Annotated in this window: 23 protein-coding genes and 1 tRNA gene; 11 read left to right on the top strand and 13 right to left on the bottom strand. The window is 64.4% G+C overall.

Annotation, left to right across the window (positions count from 1 at the left end):
• Positions 1–19: 19 nt before the first annotated feature.
• Complete coding sequence (locus EHH60_RS01515; RefSeq protein ID WP_124157737.1) at positions 20–724, bottom strand: SDR family oxidoreductase; 705 nt, start codon at positions 722–724, stop codon at positions 20–22.
• 115 nt (positions 725–839) lie between these two features.
• Between EHH60_RS01515 and EHH60_RS01510 the strand changes: the two genes are divergently transcribed.
• Complete coding sequence (locus tag EHH60_RS01510; RefSeq protein ID WP_124157736.1) at positions 840–1,682, top strand: GNAT family N-acetyltransferase; 843 nt, start codon at positions 840–842, stop codon at positions 1,680–1,682.
• Between the two features lies 1 nt (position 1,683).
• On the opposite strand, the gene EHH60_RS01505 is transcribed toward EHH60_RS01510, so the two are convergent.
• On the bottom strand, positions 1,684–2,133 hold the full coding sequence (locus EHH60_RS01505; RefSeq protein ID WP_199751253.1) for a hypothetical protein: 450 nt from the start codon (positions 2,131–2,133) through the stop codon (positions 1,684–1,686).
• A 286-nt stretch (positions 2,134–2,419) separates the two neighbouring features.
• On the opposite strand from EHH60_RS01505, the gene EHH60_RS01500 reads away from it, so the two are divergent.
• Together EHH60_RS01500 and EHH60_RS01490 are read left to right on the top strand one after the other, a co-directional pair.
• On the top strand, positions 2,420–2,698 hold the full coding sequence (locus tag EHH60_RS01500) for a hypothetical protein (RefSeq protein WP_124157734.1): 279 nt from the start codon (positions 2,420–2,422) through the stop codon (positions 2,696–2,698).
• 1,072 nt (positions 2,699–3,770) lie between these two features.
• Positions 3,771–5,624, top strand: a complete 1,854-nt coding sequence (locus tag EHH60_RS01490) for an alkaline phosphatase family protein (protein ID WP_124157733.1) — start codon at positions 3,771–3,773, stop codon at positions 5,622–5,624.
• A 55-nt stretch (positions 5,625–5,679) separates the two neighbouring features.
• On the opposite strand, the gene EHH60_RS01485 is transcribed toward EHH60_RS01490, so the two are convergent.
• A complete protein-coding gene (locus EHH60_RS01485; protein WP_124157732.1) occupies positions 5,680–6,264 on the bottom strand; it encodes a hypothetical protein in 585 nt (194 codons plus the stop codon).
• Positions 6,265–6,657: 393 nt separating this feature from the next.
• On the opposite strand from EHH60_RS01485, the gene EHH60_RS01480 reads away from it, so the two are divergent.
• Complete coding sequence (locus EHH60_RS01480; protein WP_124157731.1) at positions 6,658–7,317, top strand: peroxiredoxin; 660 nt, start codon at positions 6,658–6,660, stop codon at positions 7,315–7,317.
• Positions 7,318–7,432: 115 nt separating this feature from the next.
• Here the strand turns inward: EHH60_RS01480 and EHH60_RS01475 are convergent, their stop codons facing one another.
• Entirely contained in the window at positions 7,433–9,157 is a 1,725-nt protein-coding gene (locus EHH60_RS01475) for a methyl-accepting chemotaxis protein (RefSeq protein ID WP_124157730.1), read from the bottom strand.
• 170 nt (positions 9,158–9,327) lie between these two features.
• Here EHH60_RS01475 and EHH60_RS01470 point away from each other — a divergent pair, with 170 nt between their 5' ends.
• Together EHH60_RS01470 and EHH60_RS01465 are read left to right on the top strand one after the other, a co-directional pair.
• Positions 9,328–10,719, top strand: a complete 1,392-nt coding sequence (locus EHH60_RS01470) for a cryptochrome/photolyase family protein (RefSeq protein ID WP_245454389.1) — start codon at positions 9,328–9,330, stop codon at positions 10,717–10,719.
• A gap of 66 nt (positions 10,720–10,785) precedes the next feature.
• Entirely contained in the window at positions 10,786–11,073 is a 288-nt protein-coding gene (locus EHH60_RS01465; protein WP_124157729.1) for a histone, read from the top strand.
• A gap of 309 nt (positions 11,074–11,382) precedes the next feature.
• Here the strand turns inward: EHH60_RS01465 and EHH60_RS01460 are convergent, their stop codons facing one another.
• Positions 11,383–12,255: a DMT family transporter gene (locus tag EHH60_RS01460; RefSeq protein ID WP_124157728.1), complete on the bottom strand. Its 873-nt coding sequence runs from the start codon at positions 12,253–12,255 to the stop codon at positions 11,383–11,385.
• A gap of 98 nt (positions 12,256–12,353) precedes the next feature.
• On the bottom strand, positions 12,354–12,800 hold the full coding sequence (locus tag EHH60_RS01455; protein WP_124157727.1) for a hypothetical protein: 447 nt from the start codon (positions 12,798–12,800) through the stop codon (positions 12,354–12,356).
• 298 nt (positions 12,801–13,098) lie between these two features.
• Between EHH60_RS01455 and EHH60_RS01450 the strand changes: the two genes are divergently transcribed.
• Positions 13,099–13,362: a hypothetical protein gene (locus EHH60_RS01450; protein WP_124157726.1), complete on the top strand. Its 264-nt coding sequence runs from the start codon at positions 13,099–13,101 to the stop codon at positions 13,360–13,362.
• Positions 13,363–13,386: 24 nt separating this feature from the next.
• On the opposite strand, the gene EHH60_RS01445 is transcribed toward EHH60_RS01450, so the two are convergent.
• The gene (locus EHH60_RS01445; RefSeq protein WP_124157725.1) at positions 13,387–13,848 is read right to left on the bottom strand and encodes a host attachment protein; all 462 of its coding nucleotides are present in this window, start codon (positions 13,846–13,848) and stop codon (positions 13,387–13,389) included.
• A gap of 39 nt (positions 13,849–13,887) precedes the next feature.
• Positions 13,888–14,298 carry a DUF3775 domain-containing protein gene (locus EHH60_RS01440; protein WP_124157724.1) on the bottom strand — a complete coding sequence of 137 codons (411 nt, stop codon included), beginning with the start codon at positions 14,296–14,298 and terminating at the stop codon, positions 13,888–13,890.
• A gap of 253 nt (positions 14,299–14,551) precedes the next feature.
• Between EHH60_RS01440 and EHH60_RS01435 the strand changes: the two genes are divergently transcribed.
• Entirely contained in the window at positions 14,552–14,830 is a 279-nt protein-coding gene (locus EHH60_RS01435; protein WP_124157723.1) for a hypothetical protein, read from the top strand.
• 354 nt (positions 14,831–15,184) lie between these two features.
• A complete protein-coding gene (locus EHH60_RS01430; protein WP_199751252.1) occupies positions 15,185–16,150 on the top strand; it encodes an AraC family transcriptional regulator in 966 nt (321 codons plus the stop codon).
• A gap of 69 nt (positions 16,151–16,219) precedes the next feature.
• On the opposite strand, the gene EHH60_RS01425 is transcribed toward EHH60_RS01430, so the two are convergent.
• From EHH60_RS01425 to EHH60_RS01415, 3 genes are all read right to left on the bottom strand, one after another.
• Positions 16,220–16,296: transfer RNA gene (locus EHH60_RS01425), tRNA-Arg, on the bottom strand.
• Between the two features lie 150 nt (positions 16,297–16,446).
• The gene (locus tag EHH60_RS01420) at positions 16,447–16,971 is read right to left on the bottom strand and encodes a hypothetical protein (protein ID WP_124157722.1); all 525 of its coding nucleotides are present in this window, start codon (positions 16,969–16,971) and stop codon (positions 16,447–16,449) included.
• 159 nt (positions 16,972–17,130) lie between these two features.
• On the bottom strand, positions 17,131–17,703 hold the full coding sequence (locus EHH60_RS01415; RefSeq protein ID WP_124157721.1) for a hypothetical protein: 573 nt from the start codon (positions 17,701–17,703) through the stop codon (positions 17,131–17,133).
• A 182-nt stretch (positions 17,704–17,885) separates the two neighbouring features.
• Between EHH60_RS01415 and EHH60_RS01410 the strand changes: the two genes are divergently transcribed.
• On the top strand, positions 17,886–18,272 hold the full coding sequence (locus tag EHH60_RS01410) for a VOC family protein (protein ID WP_124157720.1): 387 nt from the start codon (positions 17,886–17,888) through the stop codon (positions 18,270–18,272).
• A 57-nt stretch (positions 18,273–18,329) separates the two neighbouring features.
• Here EHH60_RS01410 and EHH60_RS01405 read toward each other — a convergent pair whose 3' ends face one another.
• Positions 18,330–18,827, bottom strand: coding sequence for a hypothetical protein (locus EHH60_RS01405; RefSeq protein WP_124157719.1), 498 nt, complete (start codon positions 18,825–18,827; stop codon positions 18,330–18,332).
• 261 nt (positions 18,828–19,088) lie between these two features.
• On the opposite strand from EHH60_RS01405, the gene EHH60_RS01400 reads away from it, so the two are divergent.
• Positions 19,089–19,442, top strand: coding sequence for a GrlR family regulatory protein (locus EHH60_RS01400; protein WP_349629048.1), 354 nt, complete (start codon positions 19,089–19,091; stop codon positions 19,440–19,442).
• Here the strand turns inward: EHH60_RS01400 and EHH60_RS01395 are convergent, their stop codons facing one another.
• Complete coding sequence (locus EHH60_RS01395; protein ID WP_124157717.1) at positions 19,443–22,130, bottom strand: PAS domain S-box protein; 2,688 nt, start codon at positions 22,128–22,130, stop codon at positions 19,443–19,445.
• Positions 22,131–22,188 lie beyond the last annotated feature (58 nt).

The following is a 22,188-nucleotide window of genomic DNA, read 5'->3' as shown; positions in this document are numbered from 1 at the left end:
TCGAGGTGCAGGCGCCGCCTCAGACCGAGCGTGTCAGTCCTCCGTCGACACGGATGTTCTGGCCGGTGATGTAGGCTGCGCCGTCGGAGGCCAGGAACGAAATCGTCGCGGCGATCTCCTCGACCTTGCCGTAGCGCTTCATCGGCACGCTGTCGCGTCGCGCGTCCTGCTGCGGCAGGCTGTCGATCCAGCCCGGCAGGACGTTGTTCATGCGAATGTTGTCGGCGGCGTAAGTGTCGGTGAAGATCTTGGTGAAGGCGGCAAGGCCGGCGCGGAACACCGCCGAGGTCGGGAACATCGCGCTCGGCTCGAATGCCCAGGCCGTCGAGATGTTGATGATGGCGCCACCCTTTTGCGCCTGCATCAGCGGCGTCACCAACCGCGTCGGACGGATCACGTTCAGGAGATACGTGTCGAGGCCGGTGTGCCACTGCTCGTCGGTGATCTCGATGATGGGCGCCCGCGGCCCGTGCCCGGCGCTGTTGACGAGCACATCGATCCGTCCCCATTTCGCCATCGCACCGTCGACGAGGCGCTTCAGGTCGTCGTTCGACTTGTTCGAGCCGGTGACGCCGCAGCCGCCGAGCTCGGCAGCCAGCGCCTCGCCCTTGCCGGAGGACGACAGGATCGCGACACGAAACCCGTCCGCTGCCAGCCGCCGCGCAGCCCCCGCCCCCATGCCGCTGCCGCCGGCGGTAACGAGCGCAACCTTTTCTGCTGCCATGACCGATCATCCCTGTGTTGAGGCGAGCCGCCGGCTCGGCCTATCATGGGGGTCTTCTACAGCCAGACCTCGCCGCAGGTTCATGGACGAAGGCAGCCATCATGAGCGACTCGAGATGAGTGATCTGCAGATCCGCAATCTGCGCCCCGACGAAATCGCCCTCGCCGTCGACTGGGCCGCGGCCGAGGGATGGAATCCCGGCCTCGCCGATGCCGCCTGCTTCGCCGTCCCCGATGCGCAAGGCTTCTTCGTCGGCGAGATCGACGGCGAGCCGGTCGCGACCGTCTCCTGCGTCAATTACGGCGACCGCTTCGCCTTCCTCGGCTTTTACATCGTGCGCGAGCGCTTTCGCGGCGCGGGCCATGGCCTGCGCATCTGGAACGCAGCCATCGCGCATGCGGGCCCGCGCGTGATCGGGCTCGACGGCGTCGTGGCGCAGCAGGACAATTACAAGAGGTCCGGCTTCCAGCTCGCTTACGCCAATATCCGCTATGGCGGCGTCGTGGCCGCGCCGCCGAGGCCACCTGCCGAGGTCGTCGCGCTCGACAAGGTCCCATTTGCAATTGTCGAAGCCGACGACGCCACCGTGTTCCCTGCCGCGCGCAGCGGCTTCCTGCGCGCCTGGATCAACACATCAGGCCATATCGGCCATGCGCTGCTGCGTGACGGCAGGCTCGCCGCATGGGGCGTGATCCGTCCGTGCCGGACGGGCTACAAGATCGGCCCGCTCGTCGCCGACGATCGCGCGGCGGCGGAAACCGTCATGCAGGCCTTGCTGGTAAGCACGCGCGGCGGCGGCATTTTCCTCGACGTTCCCGCCGTCAACCGCGAAGCGATCGCGCTCGCGGAGTCGCTCGGCCTGATGCCGGTTTTCGAGACGGCGCGGATGTACACCGGGCCGATCCCGCCGCTGCGCATCGACCGCGTCTTCGGCGTAACCAGCTTCGAGCTGGGTTAGCTCAGTAGCAGCGCATGATGTTGACGGTGTGCTCGCTGCCGCCGCGGCCGGGCACCGTCACCTGCTCCGTCGGGCAACTCGGCACATAGGGCCGGTTGGACGGCACGACGTTCGGCGGATAGCGATGCGTCCAGTCCCAGGGAACATCATAGGTGTAGGTGTAACGCACGTCGCTGGAGAGCGGCTGGCCGGCATCGACGAAGGGCTGGCTGGTGCCGGCGCCGTCGTAGAAGAATCCGCCGCCGCCCGGCCAATACACCCACGGAGCGCTGCGGCGGTGGAACCGGGCGCCCGGCGCGATCGGCGCACGCGTTCCAGCCGGCGGCGCAGCGGCGGCCGCCACGCCAGGCGCTGCGGCCACAGCAGGTCCGGCCGAGCCGTCACTTGCAGTCAGGAGCAGCGCGGCTGCGCTGAGTGAGGCGAGCAACGCCCCATGTGATCTGGCAATCATGATACGCACCACACTGGTTTGGCTTCGCGATAGCGGCTCCCCGCGAGAGGCTAGGCCGGGCTGTCGCCCACCCGCAAACGTATATTTAATTGTTGGTTAAGGCGCGGGATTAGCAGGGAACCGGGTGCGGCAGAACGCCCGGAATTCCCGTCGCATGCCGGCCATTTCGTTCCGCGGCGCGCCCCTCAGAACCAGTTGATCGGTGTTGACCACTCACCGGCCCATACGTCCGGAACGCTCCCGCATTGCAACCGTTGGCTCCCGACAGAAGCAAGGAGCATCTCCAATGCAGAACAAGGCAAAACTCCTCTGCCTGATCACGGCATCACTGGTCGCGGGCACTGCCGCCGCCTCGGCGCAGGGCTACGACTGGAACGGACCGTCCGTGGGCTGGGACCGCACTGCGCCCGCCTATGAACCGGTTCAGCCGCGCGCATACTATCCGGATGCCGGACCGTATGGCGCACTCAACGGCACCAACCATCCAACCCCGAGTTCGACGCAGGGTGATGTCGGCCCTGGCGGCAACAACAACGGCACGCTGACCGGCAGATATCGCTGGTAAGGCTGCTTGACGCGAGGCCCACCGTCCACAATGGACGGTGGGCCTTCGCGCGTCAGCGTCCCTGCTGCTTGCGCAGCCGACCGCACCGGGGGCGAGTTTCCGGCACAATCCTTTGCGTTGCCCGACAGGCGAAACACCCAAACCATCGGTCAAGACGCTTCGCCGAAAATATTCCGCTTTGCCGAAATTCGGAAACGGCGTATGTATCGCCGCAACCCGGCCCAAGGAAGAGGGGCGTATCGCGATCGTCACGAACGCGGGCCGGGCGGCGGTGGACGCAGGTGACATCGGCGCGAATGGCTTTCGCAGGGCGGGCGACCGTGAGCGGAGGCGTCGCGCACACGACCGGTGTGATCGGCGTACGGCAAAATCGTGTGGTCCTGGCGCCCGGGGTCTGTGCGCCAAGTCTTGCGGTGATGTGGCGGCCCGACCGGGTTCGCGCATCAGTCATCCGCAAGGCGACGGGGGCAATAGTGCATCGCTCCCCGGGGAGAGCACGACATAAGCCGTAAAACCACTGCGCAGGGAAAGGCCGGGATGTCTCCGGTTGCCCCGTTACCCGCTGTGCATCGAAGCGCACGCAGTTTGCGTCCGGCATGGCGGTCCACGGGAGCCAACCGGCTCCCGGTCTTCCCTGCGCCCTTTTCATGAGGGTGAGACACCAAGCAAAGCTCGGGCGAGATGAGCCGCGAGAGCGTGAAGGTGTGTCTTTGGACGATATGCGGATCGGAAGAGCGATGGACGCCGCCTCACATTCCGTCATTGCGGGCGCAGCGAAGCAATCCAGAGTCTTTCCGCGGCAGGATTCTGGATTGCTTCGCGGAGCCTGTCATCGGGCCGCGCTTCGCGCGGACCCGTTGGCTCGCAATGATGCTGTCGATGCAGTTGCGCGCGGACACTCCAACTGTCGTGCCCCGGCTCTGCAGCGCGACGCGGTGCGCTGCAGAGCCGGGGCCATCCCGGCCCTTGCAGCGGCAACGGTCCTTGTAACAAGACTGTCATCCAGCGAAACTAAACGAAGCTCTGGAGGCCGCGTTCGCGGCCACGCCGGCTCACCGCAGGGAGAGAATTGATGCGCCGTTCACTGGTGTTGCTGTCCGCCGGACTGACTGTGCTGTCCACCGGATTGGCGTCTGCCCAGAACAGCACGCCCCGCAACCTGATCCTGTTCATTCCCGACGGTCTGCGTGCGCTGAAGGTCACACCGGAAACCGCGCCGGCGATGGCTGAAGTCCGCGACAAGGGCGTCCACTTCAAGAACCCGCATTCGCTCTTCCCCACCTTCACGATGGCCAACGGCTCGGCGATGTCGACCGGCCATTATCTCGGCGACACCGGCGTGTTCTCCAACACGATCTGGACCAACTACACCTCCGCACCTGCGGGTGACACCGTCGTCCCCTTCATCGAGAACGACGCCGTGCTCGGCGACATCGACGAGCATTTTAGGGGCGACTACCTCAACGAAGAGACAATCCTGAAGATGGCTCGCGACAAGGGGCTGAGCACCGCGGCGATCGGCAAGGTGGGCCCGACCTACCAGTTCGACCACACCGACAAGCCTGAAAAGCCCGGCCAGCATTCGATCGTGTTCGACGATTCCACCGGCGGCAAGAACGGTGTCGCATTGTCCGACGAGGTGAAGGAGGCCTTGACCAAGGCCGGCCTGCCCCTCGCCACGCCGGCGCGCGGCGACAACTCCAAGGCGGGCGATGCCAGGACGCCGGGCACCACGGTCGCCAACGTCGCGCAGCAGGCCTATTTCGCCGACGTCGCCACCAAGGTGGTGTTGCCGATGTTCAAGGCGCGCAACAAGCCCTTCGTGCTGGTGTTCTGGTCGCGCGATCCTGACGGCAGCCAGCACAATACCGGCGACAGCCTCAACCAGATCATGCCCGGAATCAACGGGCCGACCTCGATGGCCGGCATCAAGAACGCCGACGCCAACCTCGCCCAGCTCCGCAAGGCGCTCGACGAGCTCGGGCTCACGGCCTCGACCAACATCATCGTCTCCGCAGATCACGGCTTCTCGACGATCTCCAAGGAGAGCAAGTCCAGCCCCTCGGCCAAGGTCGGCTATGACGACACGCCGAAGGATTTCCTGCCGATGGGATTCCTGGCGCTCGACCTTGCCAAGGCACTCGACCTGCCGCTGTTCGACCCCAACGACAAGAACGCGAAGGTCGAGGGCAACAAGCATCCCAGGGCGGGCAACGGGGTGCTCGGCAAGGATCCGGAGAAGCCCGATCTCGTCGTCGCCACCAATGGCGGCTCCGACCTGATCTATCTGCCGAACAAGGACAAGAAGCTGGCGGCGAAGACCATCAAGGCGCTGCTCGAGCAGGACTACGTCTCCGGCCTGTTCGTCGAGGATTCGCTCGGCCGCTTTGCCGGGACGCTGCCGCTGTCGAGCATCAACCTGCGCGGCAAGGCTGCGACGCCGACGCCGTCCATCGTCGTCAACTTCCGCTCCTATGCCAGCGATTGCGGCGAGGCGCCGACCAACTGCTCGGTCCAGGTCGCCGACACTGTGCTGCGCCAGGGCCAGGGCATGCATGGCAGCTTCAGCCGCGGCGACACCATGAACTTCATGGCCGCGATCGGGCCGGACTTCAAAGCCGGCTATGTCGACGAACTGCCCGTCAGCAATGCCGACGTCGGCATGACCGCTGCCCAGCTCATGGGCCTGCGCGTTTCGCAGAAAGGCGACCTGGTCGGCCGCGTGATGTCGGAGGCCATGCCGAACGGCACCGTGCCCAAGGCCTATGTCGGCACGCTGAAGTCCAAGCCCGCCGAGGGCGGCCTGATGACCGTGCTGAACTTCCAGCGCGTCGGCAGCCAGCGCTATTTCGACGCCGCCGGTTTTCCGGGCCGCACGCTGGGGCTCGAGCCTGACACCGGCAAACAAAAAACGGCGGGGAAATGACCCCGCCGTCCCCTCGCGTCCTCGAGTGACGCACAAATCTTAGATGTCCAGTTTCTTACATCCCGATGTCGAACACGTTCGGCAATTGGCCCGCCAGAGGCAGCGCAGTCGCGCCGACGAAGGTCGCTACCATTGCCATCAGGCGACGGTTATTCTGGCGCTTGCCGCGCATCTGGCCGGCGATCCACTCCAGCATCTCGCTGTTGACCTTGGAGGCATAGGACGGCGCCCAGCTCTCGATCTCGGTGTCGGCCGACAGCGCCACGCTCCGCGGCGGCACCTTCAGGCCCGAGGCGCTCGCCGCGTAATGGGCAACCGCCTTGGCGAGCAGGTCGTCGAACCGGCCGCCATCAGTGCGCTCGGTCGCGGCCTCGTTGATCTCGAACAGGCGTTCGGCTTCACCGCGGCTGACCGGCTGGTCGTTGACGGCGGTCGCGGTCAGGATGCGCAGGCACCAGGCGGTGTCATCGGCATCGAGCGAGCGGGAGAAGTGGACGCGGCCCTTGGTGGTCGGCCCCTCGCCCGTGATTACGCCGTCCCGCACGATGGAGAGTGCATGGGCCGCGGTATCGCGGCAGGACGGTTCGAGGGACGGCGACTCGACAGACTTCTCAGCGGATTTGGGCGCAGCGGCAGACATAGTTCACTTCCAGACTTCTTCTGATCGGCCAGCATTTTCATGCCGGCGTAAAGGGGTGGTTAACGATTCGATACGGGGATCGCGACTTTTCGAGATGGTTGCCAATTGGTCGCTGTCAGGACCATTTCGGTTCCGGTACGCGCCGGGCGAGCGTGATGGAAGTCATAAAAGGCATTAGCGGGGCGAGCGAGACCGTGTGACCCCGGATGGGGATGTTTCGCCGCAGGTGCCGCTGTAACAATAAGTTGCTAGGAAATCGGCCCTTCAAGCAAGGAATTCACATTTTACTTGAGCCGGTTCAGTCGGCGTTCACTTGGCCTTGTAAGGGCCCTATACTGAGGGTGACGGCCTGAGACGAATCTTCCAGTAAATTCAATGCGATGAGGTAAAATCATGACACTTCCGATCGGCGCTACCGCACCCGACTTCGAAGCCGAGACCACCGAAGGGAAGATCAAGTTTCACGACTGGATCGGCAACAGCTGGGCGCTCTTGTTTTCGCACCCCAAGGACTTCACGCCGGTGTGCACCACCGAGCTTGGTGCGCTCGCCAGGCTGAAGCCGGAATTCGACAAGCGCGGCGTCAAGCTGATGGGGCTCTCGGTCGATCCCGTCGACAACCATGCCAAATGGTCGGAAGACATCAAGGAGACCCAGGGCGCCGCGCCGAACTACCCGATGATCGGCGACACCGATTACAACGTCTCGAAGCTCTACGGCATGCTGCCGGCCGCGATCTCGGGCGATCCCCTCAAGCGTACCGCCGCCGACAACCAGACCGTCCGCAACGTCTTCATCATCGGGCCGGACAAGAAGATCAAGCTCGTGCTGGTCTATCCGATGACCACGGGCAGGAACTTCCAGGAGATCCTGCGCGTCATCGACTCGCTCCAACTCACTGCCAAGCACCGCGTGGCGACCCCGGCCGACTGGACCCAGGGCGATGACGTCATCATCGCGGGCTCGGTCTCCAACGACGAGGCCAAGACGATCTACCCGCAGGGCTGGAAGGAGCCGAAGCCTTACCTGCGCATCGTGCCGCAGCCGAAATAACCAACTGTCATCCCGGGATGGTCCGAAGGACCAGACCCGGGATCTCGAGATTCTCTGGTGCGCAATTGCGCACCAGAGTTCGGTCCTACGGACCGCCCCGGGATGACTGTAGCGATTACGCCGTCCGCACGCGGTCGAGGAAACCGTCGACCTCTGCCTTCAGATGCAGGCTCTCGCCGGACAGCGCCTGGGCCGAGGCAAACATCCGGCTCGAGGTCTCGCCCGTCTCGCTGGCACCCTTGGCGGCGTGCCGGACGTTGACGGCGACCTCGGTCGTGCCTGAGACCGCCGCGCGAACGCTCGCCACGATGTTGTGGGTTGCGCTTTTCTGCTGCTCGACCGCAGCCGAGATCGAGCCGGCAATGCCGCTGATGCGCTCGATGGTCTCGCTGATCGCCTTGATGGCAGCGACCGATTCCTCGGTCGCAAGCTGCATGCTCTCGATCTGGTTCGATATCTCGTCGGTCGCTTTCGCGGTCTGGCCGGCGAGCGTCTTGACCTCCTGAGCCACCACCGCAAAGCCGCGGCCGGCATCGCCGGCGCGAGCGGCCTCGATGGTGGCGTTCAGCGCCAGCAGGTTGGTCTGCTCGGCGATCGAGGTGATCAGCTTGACGACGTCGCCGATGCGCGTGCCGGCCTCCGAGAGCTGCGCAATGCGCTGGTCGGTCGCCTCTGCCTGCCGCACCGCGTCTGCGGAAATCTGGTTCGATTCCTGCACCCGGCGGGTGATCTCGGAGATGGATTGAGACAGTTCCTCGGAAGCCGACGCCGCCGAACGCACATGCTCGGAGGCGGTTTCGGACGCTCCGGCCGATTGCGCCGACAGATCGGCCGTGGTGCGCGCGGCATCGGTGAGTTGTCGCGCAGCGCGCTCGAACTCGCCGGACGATGCGAGCACCTTGTCGAGAATGCCGCCGACGCTGCCGCGGAACTCCTCGACGAAGCTGCGCAGTTCGGCCTTGCGCTGCTCGGCTGCGGCAGCGGTTGCCGCCGCCTGCTCGCTGCGCAGGCGCGCCCGCTCCTGCGAATTGCTCTTGAACACCGCAACCGTGCGGGCGATCTCGCCGATCTCATCGGCACGGTCCTCGCATTCGATCGCGACGTCGCTCTGGCCCTCGGCAAGCGCGGTGAGCGAGCGCGTGACCGAGGTGAGCGGCCGGGTGATCCGGCGGACGACCAGCAGGGTCAGAGCCAGCACCAGAAGCGCGGCAAGCCCGGCGGCCGCCGCCATGCTCTCGATGGCCTGGGCCAGCATGTTCTCGTACTGGATCATCGGGATGCCGACATAGAGAATGCCGGCGACCTTGCCGGTCGAGTCCAAGATCGGGAAATAGGCGGTCATGAACGTCTTGCCGAACAGCGTGGCCGGCCCCTTATAGGCTTCGCCACGGCGCAGCGCGGCCTGCCCCGGATGATCGGCGGCAAGCTGGGTGCCGACGGCGCGGTCGCCGTTTTCCTTCTTCACATTGGTGGAGCGGCGAACGAACTGCCCGCTCGCCGCGTCGAACACGAACAGGGTCGCATTGCCGCCGACATAGGACACCGCGCGATCGACAATGGCATGGTCCTTGAAATCGGGCATCTTGGGGATCTCCGCGCGCACGACCGCGCCGTCCTGGACCGTGATCTTGGCCTCGGGAACGGTCTCTGCGAACGCCAGCGCCAGCGTGCGCAGGCTGACGTCGATGTCGCGGAGCGCGCGATCATTGAAGGCGGAGGTCAGCGACCAATAGCCGGCGCCGACCACGAGCCCCGTATTCATGGCGATCAGCAGCACTGCGCACAGGACAGCCTTGGTGCCCAGCTTGAACTGCGGCAGGAACTTCGAAGCTTTGAACATGGTTGGAATGGCCCCAGTAATTCCTGCATATTCGTGCAATAGGCTTACGGCGGCATTAACGACCATGATACCGCTGCAGGCGGCACGCCTTTCCAAATCGTAAACGAGGATCCCCCCTGACCGCGCCAAACGTGCCGCCCGTCATTGTCTGGTTTCGCGACGATCTCCGCCTGTCCGACCACCCCGCCCTGCACGCCGCCGCGAAGACCGGAGCGCCGGTGGTCTGCCTCTATGTGCTCGATGAGACAACCGGGCGGGCACTGGGTGGCGCGGCGCGCTGGTGGCTGGCGCAGTCGCTGCGGGCGCTCGGGGCCGAGATCGCCGAGCGCGGCGGATCGCTGGTCCTGCACAGGGGACCGGCCGCCAGGGTCATCCCCGAATTGGTGCGCGAGAGCGGCGCCCGCGCCGTCTACTGGAACGGGATCGCCCAGGCGCCGCATCAGTCGGTTGAGCGAGCGCTCGAAGCGGCGTTGGCAACGCTCGGAGCAGACTCGCAAAATTGTCCCGGCGATTTGCTCGTCCCACCCTCGGCGATCCGCAGCAAGGACGGCCGGGGTCTGCGCGTGTTCACACCATTCTGGCGGCGCGTGCTGTCGCTCGGCGATCCGCCAAAGCCGCTGCCCGCACCGAAGGCGCTGCGCCCTGCACCAAGGATCGCCGGCGATCGTCTGGAGAGTTGGGGACTGGAGCCGAGCAAGCCTGATTGGGCCGAAGGCCTGCGCGAAACATGGACCCCGGGCGAATCCTCTGCACGAGAGCGCTTGCGCGACTTCCTCAAGCACACCGCACGCGGCTATGTCGGCGACCGCGACCGCCCGGACCGGGACGGCACCTCACGGCTATCGCCGCACTTGAGGTTCGGCGAGCTCAGCCCGCGCCAGGTCTGGCACGCCGCGCGGTTCGCCGCGGCCGAAGATCCGGCGCTCGGGCCGGGCATCGAGAAATTTCTGAGTGAGCTCGGCTGGCGCGAATTCTGCCGCCACCTCCTCCACGACCATCCCGACCTCGCCACCGAAAACCTGCAGACGAGCTTCGATGGCTTCCCGTGGATGCGCGATGACAAGGCGCTCGCTGCCTGGCAGCGCGGGCGCACCGGCTACCCGATCGTCGATGCCGGTCTGCGCGAGCTCTGGCACACCGGGGTGATGCACAACCGGGTACGGATGGTTGTCGCCTCCTTCCTGATCAAGCACCTGCTGATCGACTGGCGCGAGGGGGAAGCCTGGTTCTGGGATACGCTGGTCGATGCGGACCCCGGCAGCAATCCCGCCAACTGGCAGTGGGTCGCCGGCTGCGGTGCAGATGCTGCACCCTATTTCCGCGTGTTCAACCCGGTGCTCCAGGGCGACAAGTTCGATCCGGATGGCGCCTACGCTCGGCGCTGGGTGCCGGAACTGAAGAACCTGCCGGCCAAGCTGATCCACCAGCCCTGGCAGGCAACGCCGATCGAGCTTGCGAGCGCGGGCATCACGCTCGGCAAGACCTATCCGCAGCCGATCGTCGATCATGCCAGGGGGCGCGAGCGTGCGCTCGCCGCCTACGCAAAGATCCGCAGAGGTTGAGCGATGCTTTGACACAATTTCGAAACCCGCTATCGTCATCACTCCTGTCAAACCGCGGGGGACGATATGGACGACGAAAAGCCGATCACCGAACAGGCGATGGACACGATCACCAGCGCCGTGGACGCGACCAAAGACGCGGCGGTCAATGCCGTCAAGCAAGTCAGGAAAGCCGCCAAGAAGGTCGCGAAGAAAGTAGGCCCGAAGAAGACGTCCAAGAAGAAGGCCAAGAAGGCAAAGACATCCTCGAAGAAAGCGGCCAAGAAGACCGCAAAGAAGGCCAGCAAGAAATCTGCGAAAAAAGCCGCCAAGAAAGCCGCCAAGAAGAAGAAGGCCAAGAAGGCGAAGCGCTGATCGCAACGTTCAGAGCAGGTCTCCAGGTGCGGATGTGCCCGGAGACCTGCCCTGCGATATCCTACCCTTGCCGCTTGGCCGCGCAGCGGCCCGGGTGGTGCTTGCCGTCGGAATCGCGGAATTCACTGCGATGGCCGCGCCGGCCCGCGGCGTTGAATCGGCGCCGCTTTCCTGGTGCCCCGAACCGCTTGATCAGCCGTCTTCCGATGCGCCAGCTCACCCACATGACCGGGAAGCTGAAAATGCATCCCGCCTACCACGAACGTGCCCCGCACGGCAGGGATGTATTCCAGCGCCCGTTCCGTCCGCCTAGAAGCGCCGGTTGACGACGAAGACCGCCGCCGCGCACATCGCCATGCCGGCAATCGCCAGCGCATCGAGTCTTTCGCCGAACAGCAGATAGGCCATCAGCGCGGTGACGGCGGGCACCAGGTAGAACAGGCTCGCGACCGAGGTTGCTGCAGCGTGGCGGATCAGCCAGTACAACAGCCCGATCGAACCGATCGAGAGCGCCACAGCGAGCCAGGCGAGCGCGAGCACGAACTCCTGCGTCCAGTGCACCACACGGTCTTCGAACAGGAATGCCCCGATCGCGAAGAAAATGGTGACGGCAACGTATTGCACGAGATTGCCGGTTCGCCAGTCGATGTGGTTGCAGTAGCGGCGCTGATAGAGCGTACCGAGCGTGATGCTGATCAGCGAGACCACTGAGGCAAGCCAGCCAAGCCCGGCTTCGCCGGTCATGGGGCGGTTGTGCAGGATCAGCACGACGCCGCCCAGGCCGAGGACGAGGCCGGCCCATTGCACCGGCGTCACCTTCTCGCCGAGCCAGCGGTTGGCGATGGTCGAGGTCAGGATCGGCTGCAGGCCCGGAATCAGAGCGGACAGGCCGGCCGGAATCGAATGCGCGATCGCGATCGCGGTGCCGCCGAGATAGAAGCCGTGGACGAGGATGCCGGCGACCGCGCTGTGCGCAATGCCAATCCGGTCGGGCCATTTCGGCCGCGCGATCCCGGCGATGATTGCCATCAGGCCGACCACGATCGCCATGCGGATGGTGAGATAGGTCAAGGGATCGGCATTGTTGACGACGTATTTGGTGCCGATGAATCCGGTGCTCCAGAGCAGGACGAACAGGATCGGCGCAGCGCGGGCGGCCAGGTTTTCTTGATTATGGTTCATTCCCGCCCTCATTGCCTCAGTGGAAGGCCATGCGGCAATGCGAATTTCATCCGGACGATGCTGCGCCGCGGCGGATGACAGCGGCCTGGCTCAGCTGATCACCATTCTTCCGGACAAGGATCGATGATCTTCCAGAGCTCGACGCCGTTCTTGATCTTTTTCATGTCGGTGGTGAGCCCACCATTGCGACGAATCCAGTCCTTCACCTTGTCGGGATAATAGGACATGAGATCGGAGGTGCCTTCGGCGCTGGTGACCTTGATGCCGAAGGTGAACGCCTTGTCGTAATAGGCCTGGTGGAAGCCGAGGCTCGCGCGCGGCGTCACGCAGATCTTGTTCATCGGCACGATGCCGAGCACCAGCGTGCAGGCCGAATTGCAGATGCCGTCGATGATGACGCGCTCGCCTTTCTCGCGCACGCGCTTGTATTTGGCCTTGTACTCCTCGACATAGCCGCCATGGTCGCGGGTGATGTGCAGTTCGGCCCGCGCCGGCATAGCGGCGGCGAAGGAGAGCAACAGCAGGCTCAGAAGCGTGATGCGCATGGCGAGGTAACGGCGATGGCCTTCAATGAACCGGCCTCGAAGGACCCGCAAAATGATCCCTGGGGCCGGCGACAGGATTCTTACCAGAATGCTCTTTGGTCATACTTGTGTGGGGAATTCGTTAAGCATCCCGAAAAGGCCAAAAATGGGCAGCTTTCGACCGCATGTCCGGCAATTCTGTCACACCCGACCGGCAATCTGCGGGACTGGCCATGATTTCGAGCCTCCGCAGCAATGCCTGACCGCTCGAAATTGCTATAAATAGCTGATCTATTCGAGCGGGTTCTGGAGAATCGAGATGAGCAAATTGACGCTTGTAGCCGCGGTTGCGGCCCTGACGGCTGCAATTCTGGCCCCCGGCCTTGCGGAGGCGCGCGGACATCACCGGCACCACCGCTTCCATGCCAACGCGCTGCCCTACCCGATCAGCTACCTGCACAATTACGGACCCGGCATCACCCCCGGCACCTTCGCCTATTATGACGGTCCATCGACCAACGCCTGCTATCGCAGCGCGGCCGCTTATATCGGCCAGGACGGCCGGCGGCACCCCTGCTACTGAGGCGCCGCGCCCTCTGCGGGTGCCCTATTTCGCGGCATCCGACAGCAGCAATTGCTTCTCGATCTCGTAGACCGGCAGCTTGACGAGATCCTTGCTGACCTCCCCCTGAAGCGCCTTGCGCACGACGTCAGAATAATCGGCCCGGATCATGCCCAGCGCGCGCGGTGAGGCCACCATGGTCAGGGCCTTGGTCTCGCCGGAGCTGACGGCGGCATCGAGCCGGCCGGCCAGTCCCCGCAAGAAGGCGCGCTCGGTCTCATCGTGCCAATCGGTCTGCTCGACCGAGCTGCGCGCCCCGCCGGCCGCCGGGTGCAATCGGCCCGGCGCATCGCTGCCTTGCGCGGTGGTCGAGGGGTTGGGCTGCTCATGCACTTCTCTGGTGTGGAGATTCGGAAACTTGTCGTCGCCGAGGTTCTCCAGAATCAGCGCCTTGCGCCCGTCACACACGACCAGCCAGTCACCCTTGTCCATTCTCATCTTGTTCATCACAACTTCTCCTTGACACATGCAGATGCCGCTTCGGCATCAGAGCTGCTCTTCGAATTCCTCGAAGGACTCGCCGAATTGCGCCATCGCTTCTTCCAGATAATCGGCGAGCATGGGCGTGCCGATCAGGTAGGAGGCCGTGCGCTGGTTGTGCGCCTGTGCGGCCTGAGCGCGCAGTTCGCGCCAATCGGAGAGATCGCCGTCGCCGCGGCCGAGCCAGGTCAGCGCCACGAGATCAATCTGCTCGTCGACATTGAGATCGCGGATGAAGCCCGCAAGCTCCGCACGATCGGTGGTTTCGCCGCGGCCGCCGCGACCGTAGCCCATATCGTCGTCCCCGGATTCCAGGATGACACCGCTTCCCGCTGCTTCGCTGTCGGATCGGCGCGACTTCGAGATGACGAAGAAGACCTTCTCCGGCGAGATCGATAGATTTGGAATGACTCGCATCCGCTCACCTTGTCCGGCAGCAGGCACCGCGCCGCTGCCATATCGGTGAGACTAAAGCCAAGGCAGACTTGCGAATTGCGCAGGATCAAGGTCTAGGGCACGGCATTGCTCTACGGCCAAGCCGGTTGGCGCGCTGGGATTGAGCCGGGCCAGATCGCTGAAGGTTTGTTCATCAGTATTACATTTCGGTTCCGCCACAATTTGATCAGAACAACTTCGATATCCTTGCATCGCGTAAGCGGAGGAAGACATCATGAATCTCAAGACTGGCCTCGTCGCCGCGTCCCTGTTCGGCGCCCTCGCGGCATCGTCGGCGGCATCCGCCATGCCCATCGCGCCCGCGCCTGCGACACCGCGGGTCTCCGGCGTCGAGCAGGTCCGCATGGTCTGCAACGCCTGGGGGCAGTGCTGGTGGCGCCCGAACTACTACGGGTACTACGGACCGCGGCCGTATTACGGCCCACGGTACTATGGGCCGCCGCGCTATTACGGTCCGCGCTATTATGGTTACCACGGCTACCGCCGCTGGTGACGTTTGAAGGGGCCCTTAGGGCCCCTTCGCTTTTGCAACGTCATCTTGCGCGGCCGAACCCGACCCGGATCTGATCTGGATCAAAGTTGAAATTAGCCGATACCGTCATTCTACATCCTGATGAAGCGACGAAGTTTCGTCCTTCGCACGTCAGCTTGCATGCAGCATTTCATTCACCTCGCTTCCGGCGAATCGATGAACCGAGAACGTGCGGTGACTTCAATCCGGCGGATCGCATGACATGATGCCCGCAATACTACGGTCCGGAATCCGGTTTACTGAAACGCGATGTTTCGCCATTGATGGTGCATCGACGTTCATTTGATTGTCTTATTTCAGCAGCCGACCAGAACCATGTTGTTCGACGAACTCACGCCATCCTCCGCACTTCAACTGATCGGCTTTTCCGACGTCGATGCGTTTCGGCCGATCGAGACGATGGAGGATGCGAGAAGCATTCCGCTCGACATCCCGAACTTCGCGGCGGCCCGCGCCGTCGTCTCCCTGCCGGCGTGCCGCATCATCATGATGAAATCGTTCGCGCGGATCCTCGATACCGCCTATCGCATGCCGGGCGGGATGGTGATCCTGTCCATGACCGACGACCTTCAGGTCAACTTCAATGGAATGGATCTCGACGCCCGCTTCTTCGTTGCACTCCGCGGCAGCGATGAGTCCCATTTCGTCGAGCCGCGGACCAATCATTATGCCATGATCATCTTCTCCCCCGCGCTGAGAGACCGGGGCTGGTTCGACCAGATCGACGATTTACGGGTCCATGTCGCGAACCGGGCCGCCCTGCTGCACACGCGACAACTCCTGCTCGATATCCTGCGCACCGCGTCAATGCAGCCGAGCCTGTTCGAAGCCACCGAGGTTGCGGCCCATCTCCAGGAAGGCCTGCTGCTCGCGCTCGACGATCTGTTCCGGATCGATTCGATCCCAGATCGGAGCACCTCGGTCCAGGGCGAGCGAGCGATCAAGCTCGTGCAGCGCATCGACGATTACGTCGCGGCCTATCCCACGACGCCGATCTATACAGCCGATCTCGCCCGGGAGTTTGACGTGTCGATCCGGACGCTCGGCGGCGCCGTCGGCAAGGTGCGCGGCATGAGCCTGCACCAGTACATTCGCCTGAAAAGGCTGTGGGCGACCCGCGTCCGCCTGCTCAAGGGCGGCGGCGCCACCGTTGCCACCTGCGCACGCGCCCACGGCTTCCACCATCTCGGTGAATTTGCCGCAGCCTACCGCGCGATTTTCCGCGAGGCTCCCTCCGACACGCTGGCACGCGGCCGGCGAAGCGGTGTCCCGGCAGGCTGATCGATCCCGCAGGCACCCGACCGTGATCGGCGCTAGCGCCGTTTCGGAACATATCTAGAACATTAAAAGTGGCGCGCTCGGAAGGATTCGAACCTCCGACCCTCGGAATCGAAATCCGATGCTCTATCCAGCTGAGCTACGAGCGCCCTGGCCCGGGCACCGGGCCACCGATATTCGCCAGACCGCGCCGGTGACAAGCCAGCACACCGGACGGCGTTCGGATTGGTTCGAATTAGCAGAGAGCCCGGCCAATAAAAAGCCCTTCCCGCCTCGATCGAGGCGGGTCGAAGGCGCTGTCACCAGGTCGTGTTGAACAGACCGAAATGCGGCTGCTGAGCGACCTGCATCATCGGCCGGCCGGGCTGCGGCGCCGGATGCGTCCTGACGATCTTGCGCTTGGGTTGAGGAGCCGGCGCAGGAGAAGCTTGAGCCTGAGCAATCTGAGATTGAGTGGCCTCTGCCTTCTTGGCCGCGACGGTATTGGCCTTCGGCTCCGGCGTGAACTGGGCGAAGGTCTCGCGCACCCGCGTCTTGGCTGACATCTCGGCCAAAGCTGGCGATAGGCCCTCCGGCTGCACCGGCGGCTGGGGAGCCGCAACAGCGGCAGTCGTCACCGCGGGTGCGGCAATTGTCGGCTGGCTGGTGTCGAGCACGACACGCTCGGGCAGGTGCCGATCAGACCGGATTCGGATCAGAGGCTGATCGTTGCCCGCGGTCACGACGGCTTGTGCCACGGGAGCCGCCGGGAAAACGAAATCCGCCGCGAACAGCAGTGCCAGCAAGGCTCCACCGACAAAAATGAAATACCTAAAGATGGGCATTGGCCGCGCTCCGCCCCCCGCATTCCCGCGTAGGCTCTCCGCCTCAACAGGCGATCTCTCAATTGGTTCCTGGCCCAGCCGTTCGGTTCAAATGGCGATGCATGGCTTTTTCGCCAAGTCCGCGGAGAGTAACTTTTCCGCTACCTGAACGTGCCGCCTTCAGGCGCGGCGCGCTGCGACCAGCGAGCATTTCGCCTGATCGGCATTCACGTTAACGAAGCCGACGGGAATACGCGCAAAGGTCTTGCGACTCTTCATGCTGACCGCATCCGCCAGCACGCGGCTACGGTCGGTAAGATGAGTGCCATCGCGCCGCGTAAAGGCGCAGACGATCTCGACATCCTTTACGGCATAGTCGTTGTCGTTTCGCAGTGTGAACGTCACCAGAGCTTTGGAGCCAAGGCCGCCGCGGCGCCAGGTCTGCGATGAAATCCTGAGACGGCTGAGTTCCGCCGAAACCGGTGCCGGAACTTCGGACGCCGACGACACCACGGCGGAAGCATCGCCCGAAGGAGCCGGCTCAACAGCCGCCAGCTCCGGCCTCACCGGCTCGGCACTATTGCTTTTGGAAAGGGGCAGCAGCATCCAAATGCCGCAGCCGACGATGATTGCGGCCAGCAGCCACAGAAGGCTGCGGCCAAACGAGACGCTCGCGATCGTTACGGCCCGGGCCAATCGTTCGCCGCTCCCGGCGAAGCGCCCCAATCCGATCCGGTCGAGCCTGGCACCCATGGTTCCATCACCGATCGCGGCCGGGCACCATCAACGATGGACTCGGCCACTGCTTACCTTAAGCCGGGCGACGAACTAAGGTTCCCGCACTCGATGCGAGTCGGCGAGAGCGGTGGCGACCACCGGCCCAGGCCGCTAACATGCGCCGGCAACATCGAAAGACCCCGTTGGGAGAATATGAAATGCCGATCGCCGTCACTTGGGATCACGTCCATCTCCGCAGTCCCGACCCAGAGGCCACGGCGGCCTGGCTGCGCGACATCCTTGGTGGCGAGATCGTGCGCGCCCCCGGACGGATCGAGGTGAATCTGGGCGGAGCCAGGATCTTCATCGCACCACTCGAAGGCGACAGCGCCGTCAACCCGCCGCCCCCGCATCCGCATCAGGGTCTCGACCATTTTGGCCTGACGGTGAAGGACCTCGACGCCGTCGCCGCCGAGATCAAGGCCAAGGGCGTCACCTTCACGCGCGAGCCGACGACCATCCGGCCCGGCGTGCGCATCTGCTTCATCCGCGGCCCCGAAGGCATCTCCATCGAGCTGCTCGAGCGCGACAAAAAGTATACCTGACGTGACGCGGCGCGGGCCGTCTCAGGCCTCCACCGGGGGACGTGACACCCCGTGGGGCTAAGTCATGCTACCGGGCATAAAGCAGCGGATAGTGACGCCCATGTAGCCGTAGATCGGCCAGACCATGGTGCGTCCCACCCGGTTCGGCTCCGAAATCACGGCCTCCTCGGGGACGTCGACCCAGACGAGTTCCTGCTGCTGGCCGTCGAGCGCGTACCCGTAGCGCGGGACGCGGACGCGATAGTGCCCGTCCTTGCTATCCCAGTCGGAATCCGAGAGCGCCGAACCATCAGCATCGGAGCAGCAAGGCCCCTTGCCGCTCCGCAGACTGTCGAACCAGGCCTTCAATTCGGGATTGGTGTTGGCGAACTGCCCACGGTCGCGCGCGTGCCCGAAGGGGGCCGCGAGCGCAATCAAGGCCAAGGCGCACGCCAGCCTTGTCAGGTTGCGCCGGCGTATCGCACTGCCAATCCGCCGTTGCTCGCTTTTATAATTCGCGGGACGCGCACGGTACAGACGCGGCTCATCGCCGCCGGAATCGATCCAGCTGGTCACGTTCGTCTTGCTCCAGCACCCCGCGGCCAGTGCAACAATGATTATGCATTTCGCGGGCCAACTCTAATTCATAACGGCGGGCCCGCTTCACCATCAGAGCGTCATGACAGCGTCCCGCGCAAGTCGGGACAACTACGGCTCGCCGCTGCAGGCCTCCCGCGACCTGCCGCCAAACTGCCGCGTTGCGCGAGGGGATCGGCTTTGGCATAAAAGCCGGACCGGTGACGCCATTGGGCGATGGCGGCCGGCCTGCGGGACGTTATGAAGAACGGCCTCTATTCAATTCACGTGACCCTGCTCGATGGTCGAGTCGGCAAGGGCAGCGGCGTGATTCTTTTCCGCGACGGCAAGATTCTTGGCGGCGATGCCTACCTCTATTACACCGGCAGCTACACGGTGAAGAACAACAACACCTTCAAAGGCGAAGTGCTGGTGCAACGGCACACTTCGCCTCGGGGCGACGACAATCCGCTGTTCGGCGGCCCTGCCCCGGTCGGCATCGGCGTCAGCGGTACCTACACGGACACGCGCGCGGAGATGACGGGCACGGCGCTGGTCGGCAAGGCCAGCCTGATTTTCGGCGCCACCCTGCACAAGCTCGTAGACGTCGATTAGCTATTCCGCAGCCTGCTCGAGCGGCGCCACGCGCGGCAGGATGATCTGGATACGCGTGCCGCCGCCAGGTTCGGAATCGAGATCGAGCCGTCCGCCGAGCCGGTTCGTAACGATGCTGTAGACGATGTGCAGCCCAAGGCCGGTGCCGCCCTGGTCGCGCCGTGTCGTGAAGAACGGATCGAAGGCACGGCGGCGGACGTCGAGCGACATGCCGCAGCCATTGTCGGAGAAGATGATCTCGACATTGTCCTTGCCGGATTCGCGCACCTGGATCTCGATGGTCCCAGGCCGGCCGTCCGGGAAGGCATGCGCCACCGAATTGAGGAAGAGGTTGGTCAGCACCTGGCCGTACGGGCCGGGATAGCTGTTCATGGTCAGGTCCGGCTGGCACTCGACGTTGAGCGTCAGGTTGTGCTTGCGCAGGCCCGGCCGCAGGCTCATCACCACCTGCTCGGTGAGATCGCCGAGATCGAAAGTACGCTGGTCCGAATAGTTGCGGTCCGCGGCGACCTGCTTGAACGACTGAATCAGCTCGGCGGCACGGTTGAGATTGGAGACGAGCTGCGAGGACGCATCGCGGCTGGTGTTGAGGAAGTCGTTGAGCGTGGAGCGGCGCAGCTCGCCGCGCTCGACTTCGGCCGTGAACATCGCGGTCTTGCGCTCCAGCGCGGAGGCGACCGTGAGGCTGATGCCGACGGGATTGTTGACCTCGTGGGCGACGCCGGCGACCAGGCGTCCGAGCGCGGCGAGCTTCTCCGCCTCGATCAACGAGGCCTGGGTCTCGCGCAGATTGCGCAGCGCGGTTTCGGCGGCTTCCTTGGCCTTGCGCATCTCCTGCTCGCCGCGCTTACGCTCGCCGATGTCGAGCGCAACGGTCACGATCCGCTCGATCTCGCCCTCGGCATCGAGCAGCGGCAGCTTGTTGACCAGCCATTGCCGCATATTGCCGGTCACGTCCTTGTACTCCTCCTCGTAGAAGCCGAGTCCTTTGCGGAGCTTGAGCACCCTCTTGTCGCTCTCGTCGGACTTGGCCGCGCCATAGCGCGACATCAGATCGGCCGTGGTGCGGCCGAGCGCATCGCCGGGCTCGATGCCGAATATGCCCGCCATGTAGCGGTTCATCAGCACGTAGCGCAGATCGCGGTCCTTGACGTTGATCACCGCTGGCACGGTGTCGATGACCTGCTGGAGCAGGCGCCGGCCCTCGGCGATGGCGTCTTCCGCGCGCTTCTGATCGGTGATGTCGCGCAGGGTACCCTCGTAGCGGACGATGTTGCCCTGCTCATCCCGCACACCCGTGGCGCTGTCGGAGAGCCAGAGGATGTTGCCGTTGCGCTGGCGCACCTGGTACTCGAATTCGCGCACCATGCCGTCCCGCGCCATCAACCGCTGGTATTCGACACGCGCCTCTGGATGGACGTAGATCGTGTGGGCGATGTCGTTGATGCTGTCGATCAGCTGCTGCGGACTGTCATAGCCCATCATCCGCGCCAGCGCCGGATTGGCGTTGAGGAGGTCACCGGCCGGCGTCGTCACATAGATGCCGTCGACCGAACCCTCGAACAGCTTGCGGTAGCTCTCTTCGGCGAGACGCTGCTCGGTGAGCGCGCGCACCGCCGCCTCGCGCGCCCTGTCGGCCTCCTCCAGCGCGCGGCGGAACACTTCGGCCGCCCGCGCGATGTCGCCGATCTCGTTGTCGAGGTCGGCGGACGGAATCGACGTGTCTTTCCGGCCGGCCGCAAGCGCGCGAATGGATCGCGCGATCTGGGCGAGCGGACGCACCGTCCGGCGCACGACGAACAACGCAGCGCCGATGCCGATCAGCACGCCGATCGTACCGAGCACGATGCTCTGCCACCGCGCTTCGGTCAGCGTACGGGCAAAGTCGCGTGACAGCACATGGCCGCGCCTTGCGCTGACCTCGCGCAGCAATTCGGTGACGCGGCCGATCAATCGGCCCTCGGTGCCCAGCACCTCGCGGTCGATGTCGGCGATCTGCCGTTCGCGGACGGCGACGGCCATAATGGCCTCGGCATAATCGTTCACCGCCGACTTCAGCCTGGCATCGCCAATGTCAAGCGCCCGCATCCCCTGCGCAGCCTGCTCGGCGGCGGACGGGTTGCGCGCGAGCAGCCCGACCGAGATCCGGCTCTGCGCCTCGGACAGATGGGATGCCAGCTCGCGGTCCGCGGTGCCTGCGACGGCAGCATCGAACCGCTCGCGCAGCGGCGGCAGGCCGGCAAGCAGTTGGGCGCGGCGGTCGATCAGGGTCGAGATCCGCTCCAGACCGTTGCGATAGGTCGCAAGCCGCTCGGTGACCCCGTCGATCATGTCCTGCTGCTCGGGCGCGAGCTCGATGCGGGTCTTCTTCAGGATGTCGCTCAGGGTCGAGGCCGCCTCGCCCACCTGCTGGAACTGGATGCCCGCGCCGGGGTCTGTGACGAAATCGCGCGCGGCGAGGCGCAACTCGTTCATGCGGCGGTCGATATCCTCGGCGAGATCTCCGACGCTCTGGAGCCGCTGCAGCTCGGCGAAGGTCGTGTCGATGTGCCGGATCGCGATCACGCTCGCGGTCGAGGTGACGATGATCACCGCCAGCATCAACAGAAAGCTGCCGAAGGTGAGCTGGCCGATGGAGAGCGAAAATGTTCGCCTTTTCTCAGGGGACGGCGTCAATTCGGCGGACATTGGTGGTTGAGGACCGGGGCTGCTGAAACCCCAATATACGACGTATTGCCACCCGGGG

Origin of the sequence: Bradyrhizobium sp. RP6 (genome assembly GCF_003837805.1) — a bacterium.
Taxonomy (GTDB): domain Bacteria; phylum Pseudomonadota; class Alphaproteobacteria; order Rhizobiales; family Xanthobacteraceae; genus Bradyrhizobium.
Note: the sequence above shows the minus strand (reverse complement) of the source record. Positions and strands in the feature narration are given on the sequence as shown.

Excerpts from the sequence above, each read along its gene's own strand:
- EHH60_RS01515 (WP_124157737.1), bottom strand. The coding sequence starts at position 724 with ATGGCAGCAGAAAAGGTTGCGCTCGTTACCGCCGGCGGCAGCGGCATG.
- EHH60_RS01510 (WP_124157736.1), top strand. The coding sequence starts at position 840 with ATGAGTGATCTGCAGATCCGCAATCTGCGCCCCGACGAAATCGCCCTC.
- EHH60_RS01505 (WP_199751253.1), bottom strand. The coding sequence starts at position 2,133 with ATGATTGCCAGATCACATGGGGCGTTGCTCGCCTCACTCAGCGCAGCC.
- EHH60_RS01500 (WP_124157734.1), top strand. The coding sequence starts at position 2,420 with ATGCAGAACAAGGCAAAACTCCTCTGCCTGATCACGGCATCACTGGTC.
- EHH60_RS01490 (WP_124157733.1), top strand. The coding sequence starts at position 3,771 with ATGCGCCGTTCACTGGTGTTGCTGTCCGCCGGACTGACTGTGCTGTCC.
- EHH60_RS01485 (WP_124157732.1), bottom strand. The coding sequence starts at position 6,264 with ATGTCTGCCGCTGCGCCCAAATCCGCTGAGAAGTCTGTCGAGTCGCCG.
- EHH60_RS01480 (WP_124157731.1), top strand. The coding sequence starts at position 6,658 with ATGACACTTCCGATCGGCGCTACCGCACCCGACTTCGAAGCCGAGACC.
- EHH60_RS01475 (WP_124157730.1), bottom strand. The coding sequence starts at position 9,157 with ATGTTCAAAGCTTCGAAGTTCCTGCCGCAGTTCAAGCTGGGCACCAAG.
- EHH60_RS01465 (WP_124157729.1), top strand. The coding sequence starts at position 10,786 with ATGGACGACGAAAAGCCGATCACCGAACAGGCGATGGACACGATCACC.
- EHH60_RS01460 (WP_124157728.1), bottom strand. The coding sequence starts at position 12,255 with ATGAACCATAATCAAGAAAACCTGGCCGCCCGCGCTGCGCCGATCCTG.
- EHH60_RS01455 (WP_124157727.1), bottom strand. The coding sequence starts at position 12,800 with ATGCGCATCACGCTTCTGAGCCTGCTGTTGCTCTCCTTCGCCGCCGCT.
- EHH60_RS01450 (WP_124157726.1), top strand. The coding sequence starts at position 13,099 with ATGAGCAAATTGACGCTTGTAGCCGCGGTTGCGGCCCTGACGGCTGCA.
- EHH60_RS01445 (WP_124157725.1), bottom strand. The coding sequence starts at position 13,848 with ATGAACAAGATGAGAATGGACAAGGGTGACTGGCTGGTCGTGTGTGAC.
- EHH60_RS01440 (WP_124157724.1), bottom strand. The coding sequence starts at position 14,298 with ATGCGAGTCATTCCAAATCTATCGATCTCGCCGGAGAAGGTCTTCTTC.
- EHH60_RS01435 (WP_124157723.1), top strand. The coding sequence starts at position 14,552 with ATGAATCTCAAGACTGGCCTCGTCGCCGCGTCCCTGTTCGGCGCCCTC.
- EHH60_RS01430 (WP_199751252.1), top strand. The coding sequence starts at position 15,185 with ATGTTGTTCGACGAACTCACGCCATCCTCCGCACTTCAACTGATCGGC.
- EHH60_RS01420 (WP_124157722.1), bottom strand. The coding sequence starts at position 16,971 with ATGCCCATCTTTAGGTATTTCATTTTTGTCGGTGGAGCCTTGCTGGCA.
- EHH60_RS01415 (WP_124157721.1), bottom strand. The coding sequence starts at position 17,703 with ATGGGTGCCAGGCTCGACCGGATCGGATTGGGGCGCTTCGCCGGGAGC.
- EHH60_RS01410 (WP_124157720.1), top strand. The coding sequence starts at position 17,886 with ATGCCGATCGCCGTCACTTGGGATCACGTCCATCTCCGCAGTCCCGAC.
- EHH60_RS01400 (WP_349629048.1), top strand. The coding sequence starts at position 19,089 with ATGAAGAACGGCCTCTATTCAATTCACGTGACCCTGCTCGATGGTCGA.
- EHH60_RS01395 (WP_124157717.1), bottom strand. The coding sequence starts at position 22,130 with ATGTCCGCCGAATTGACGCCGTCCCCTGAGAAAAGGCGAACATTTTCG.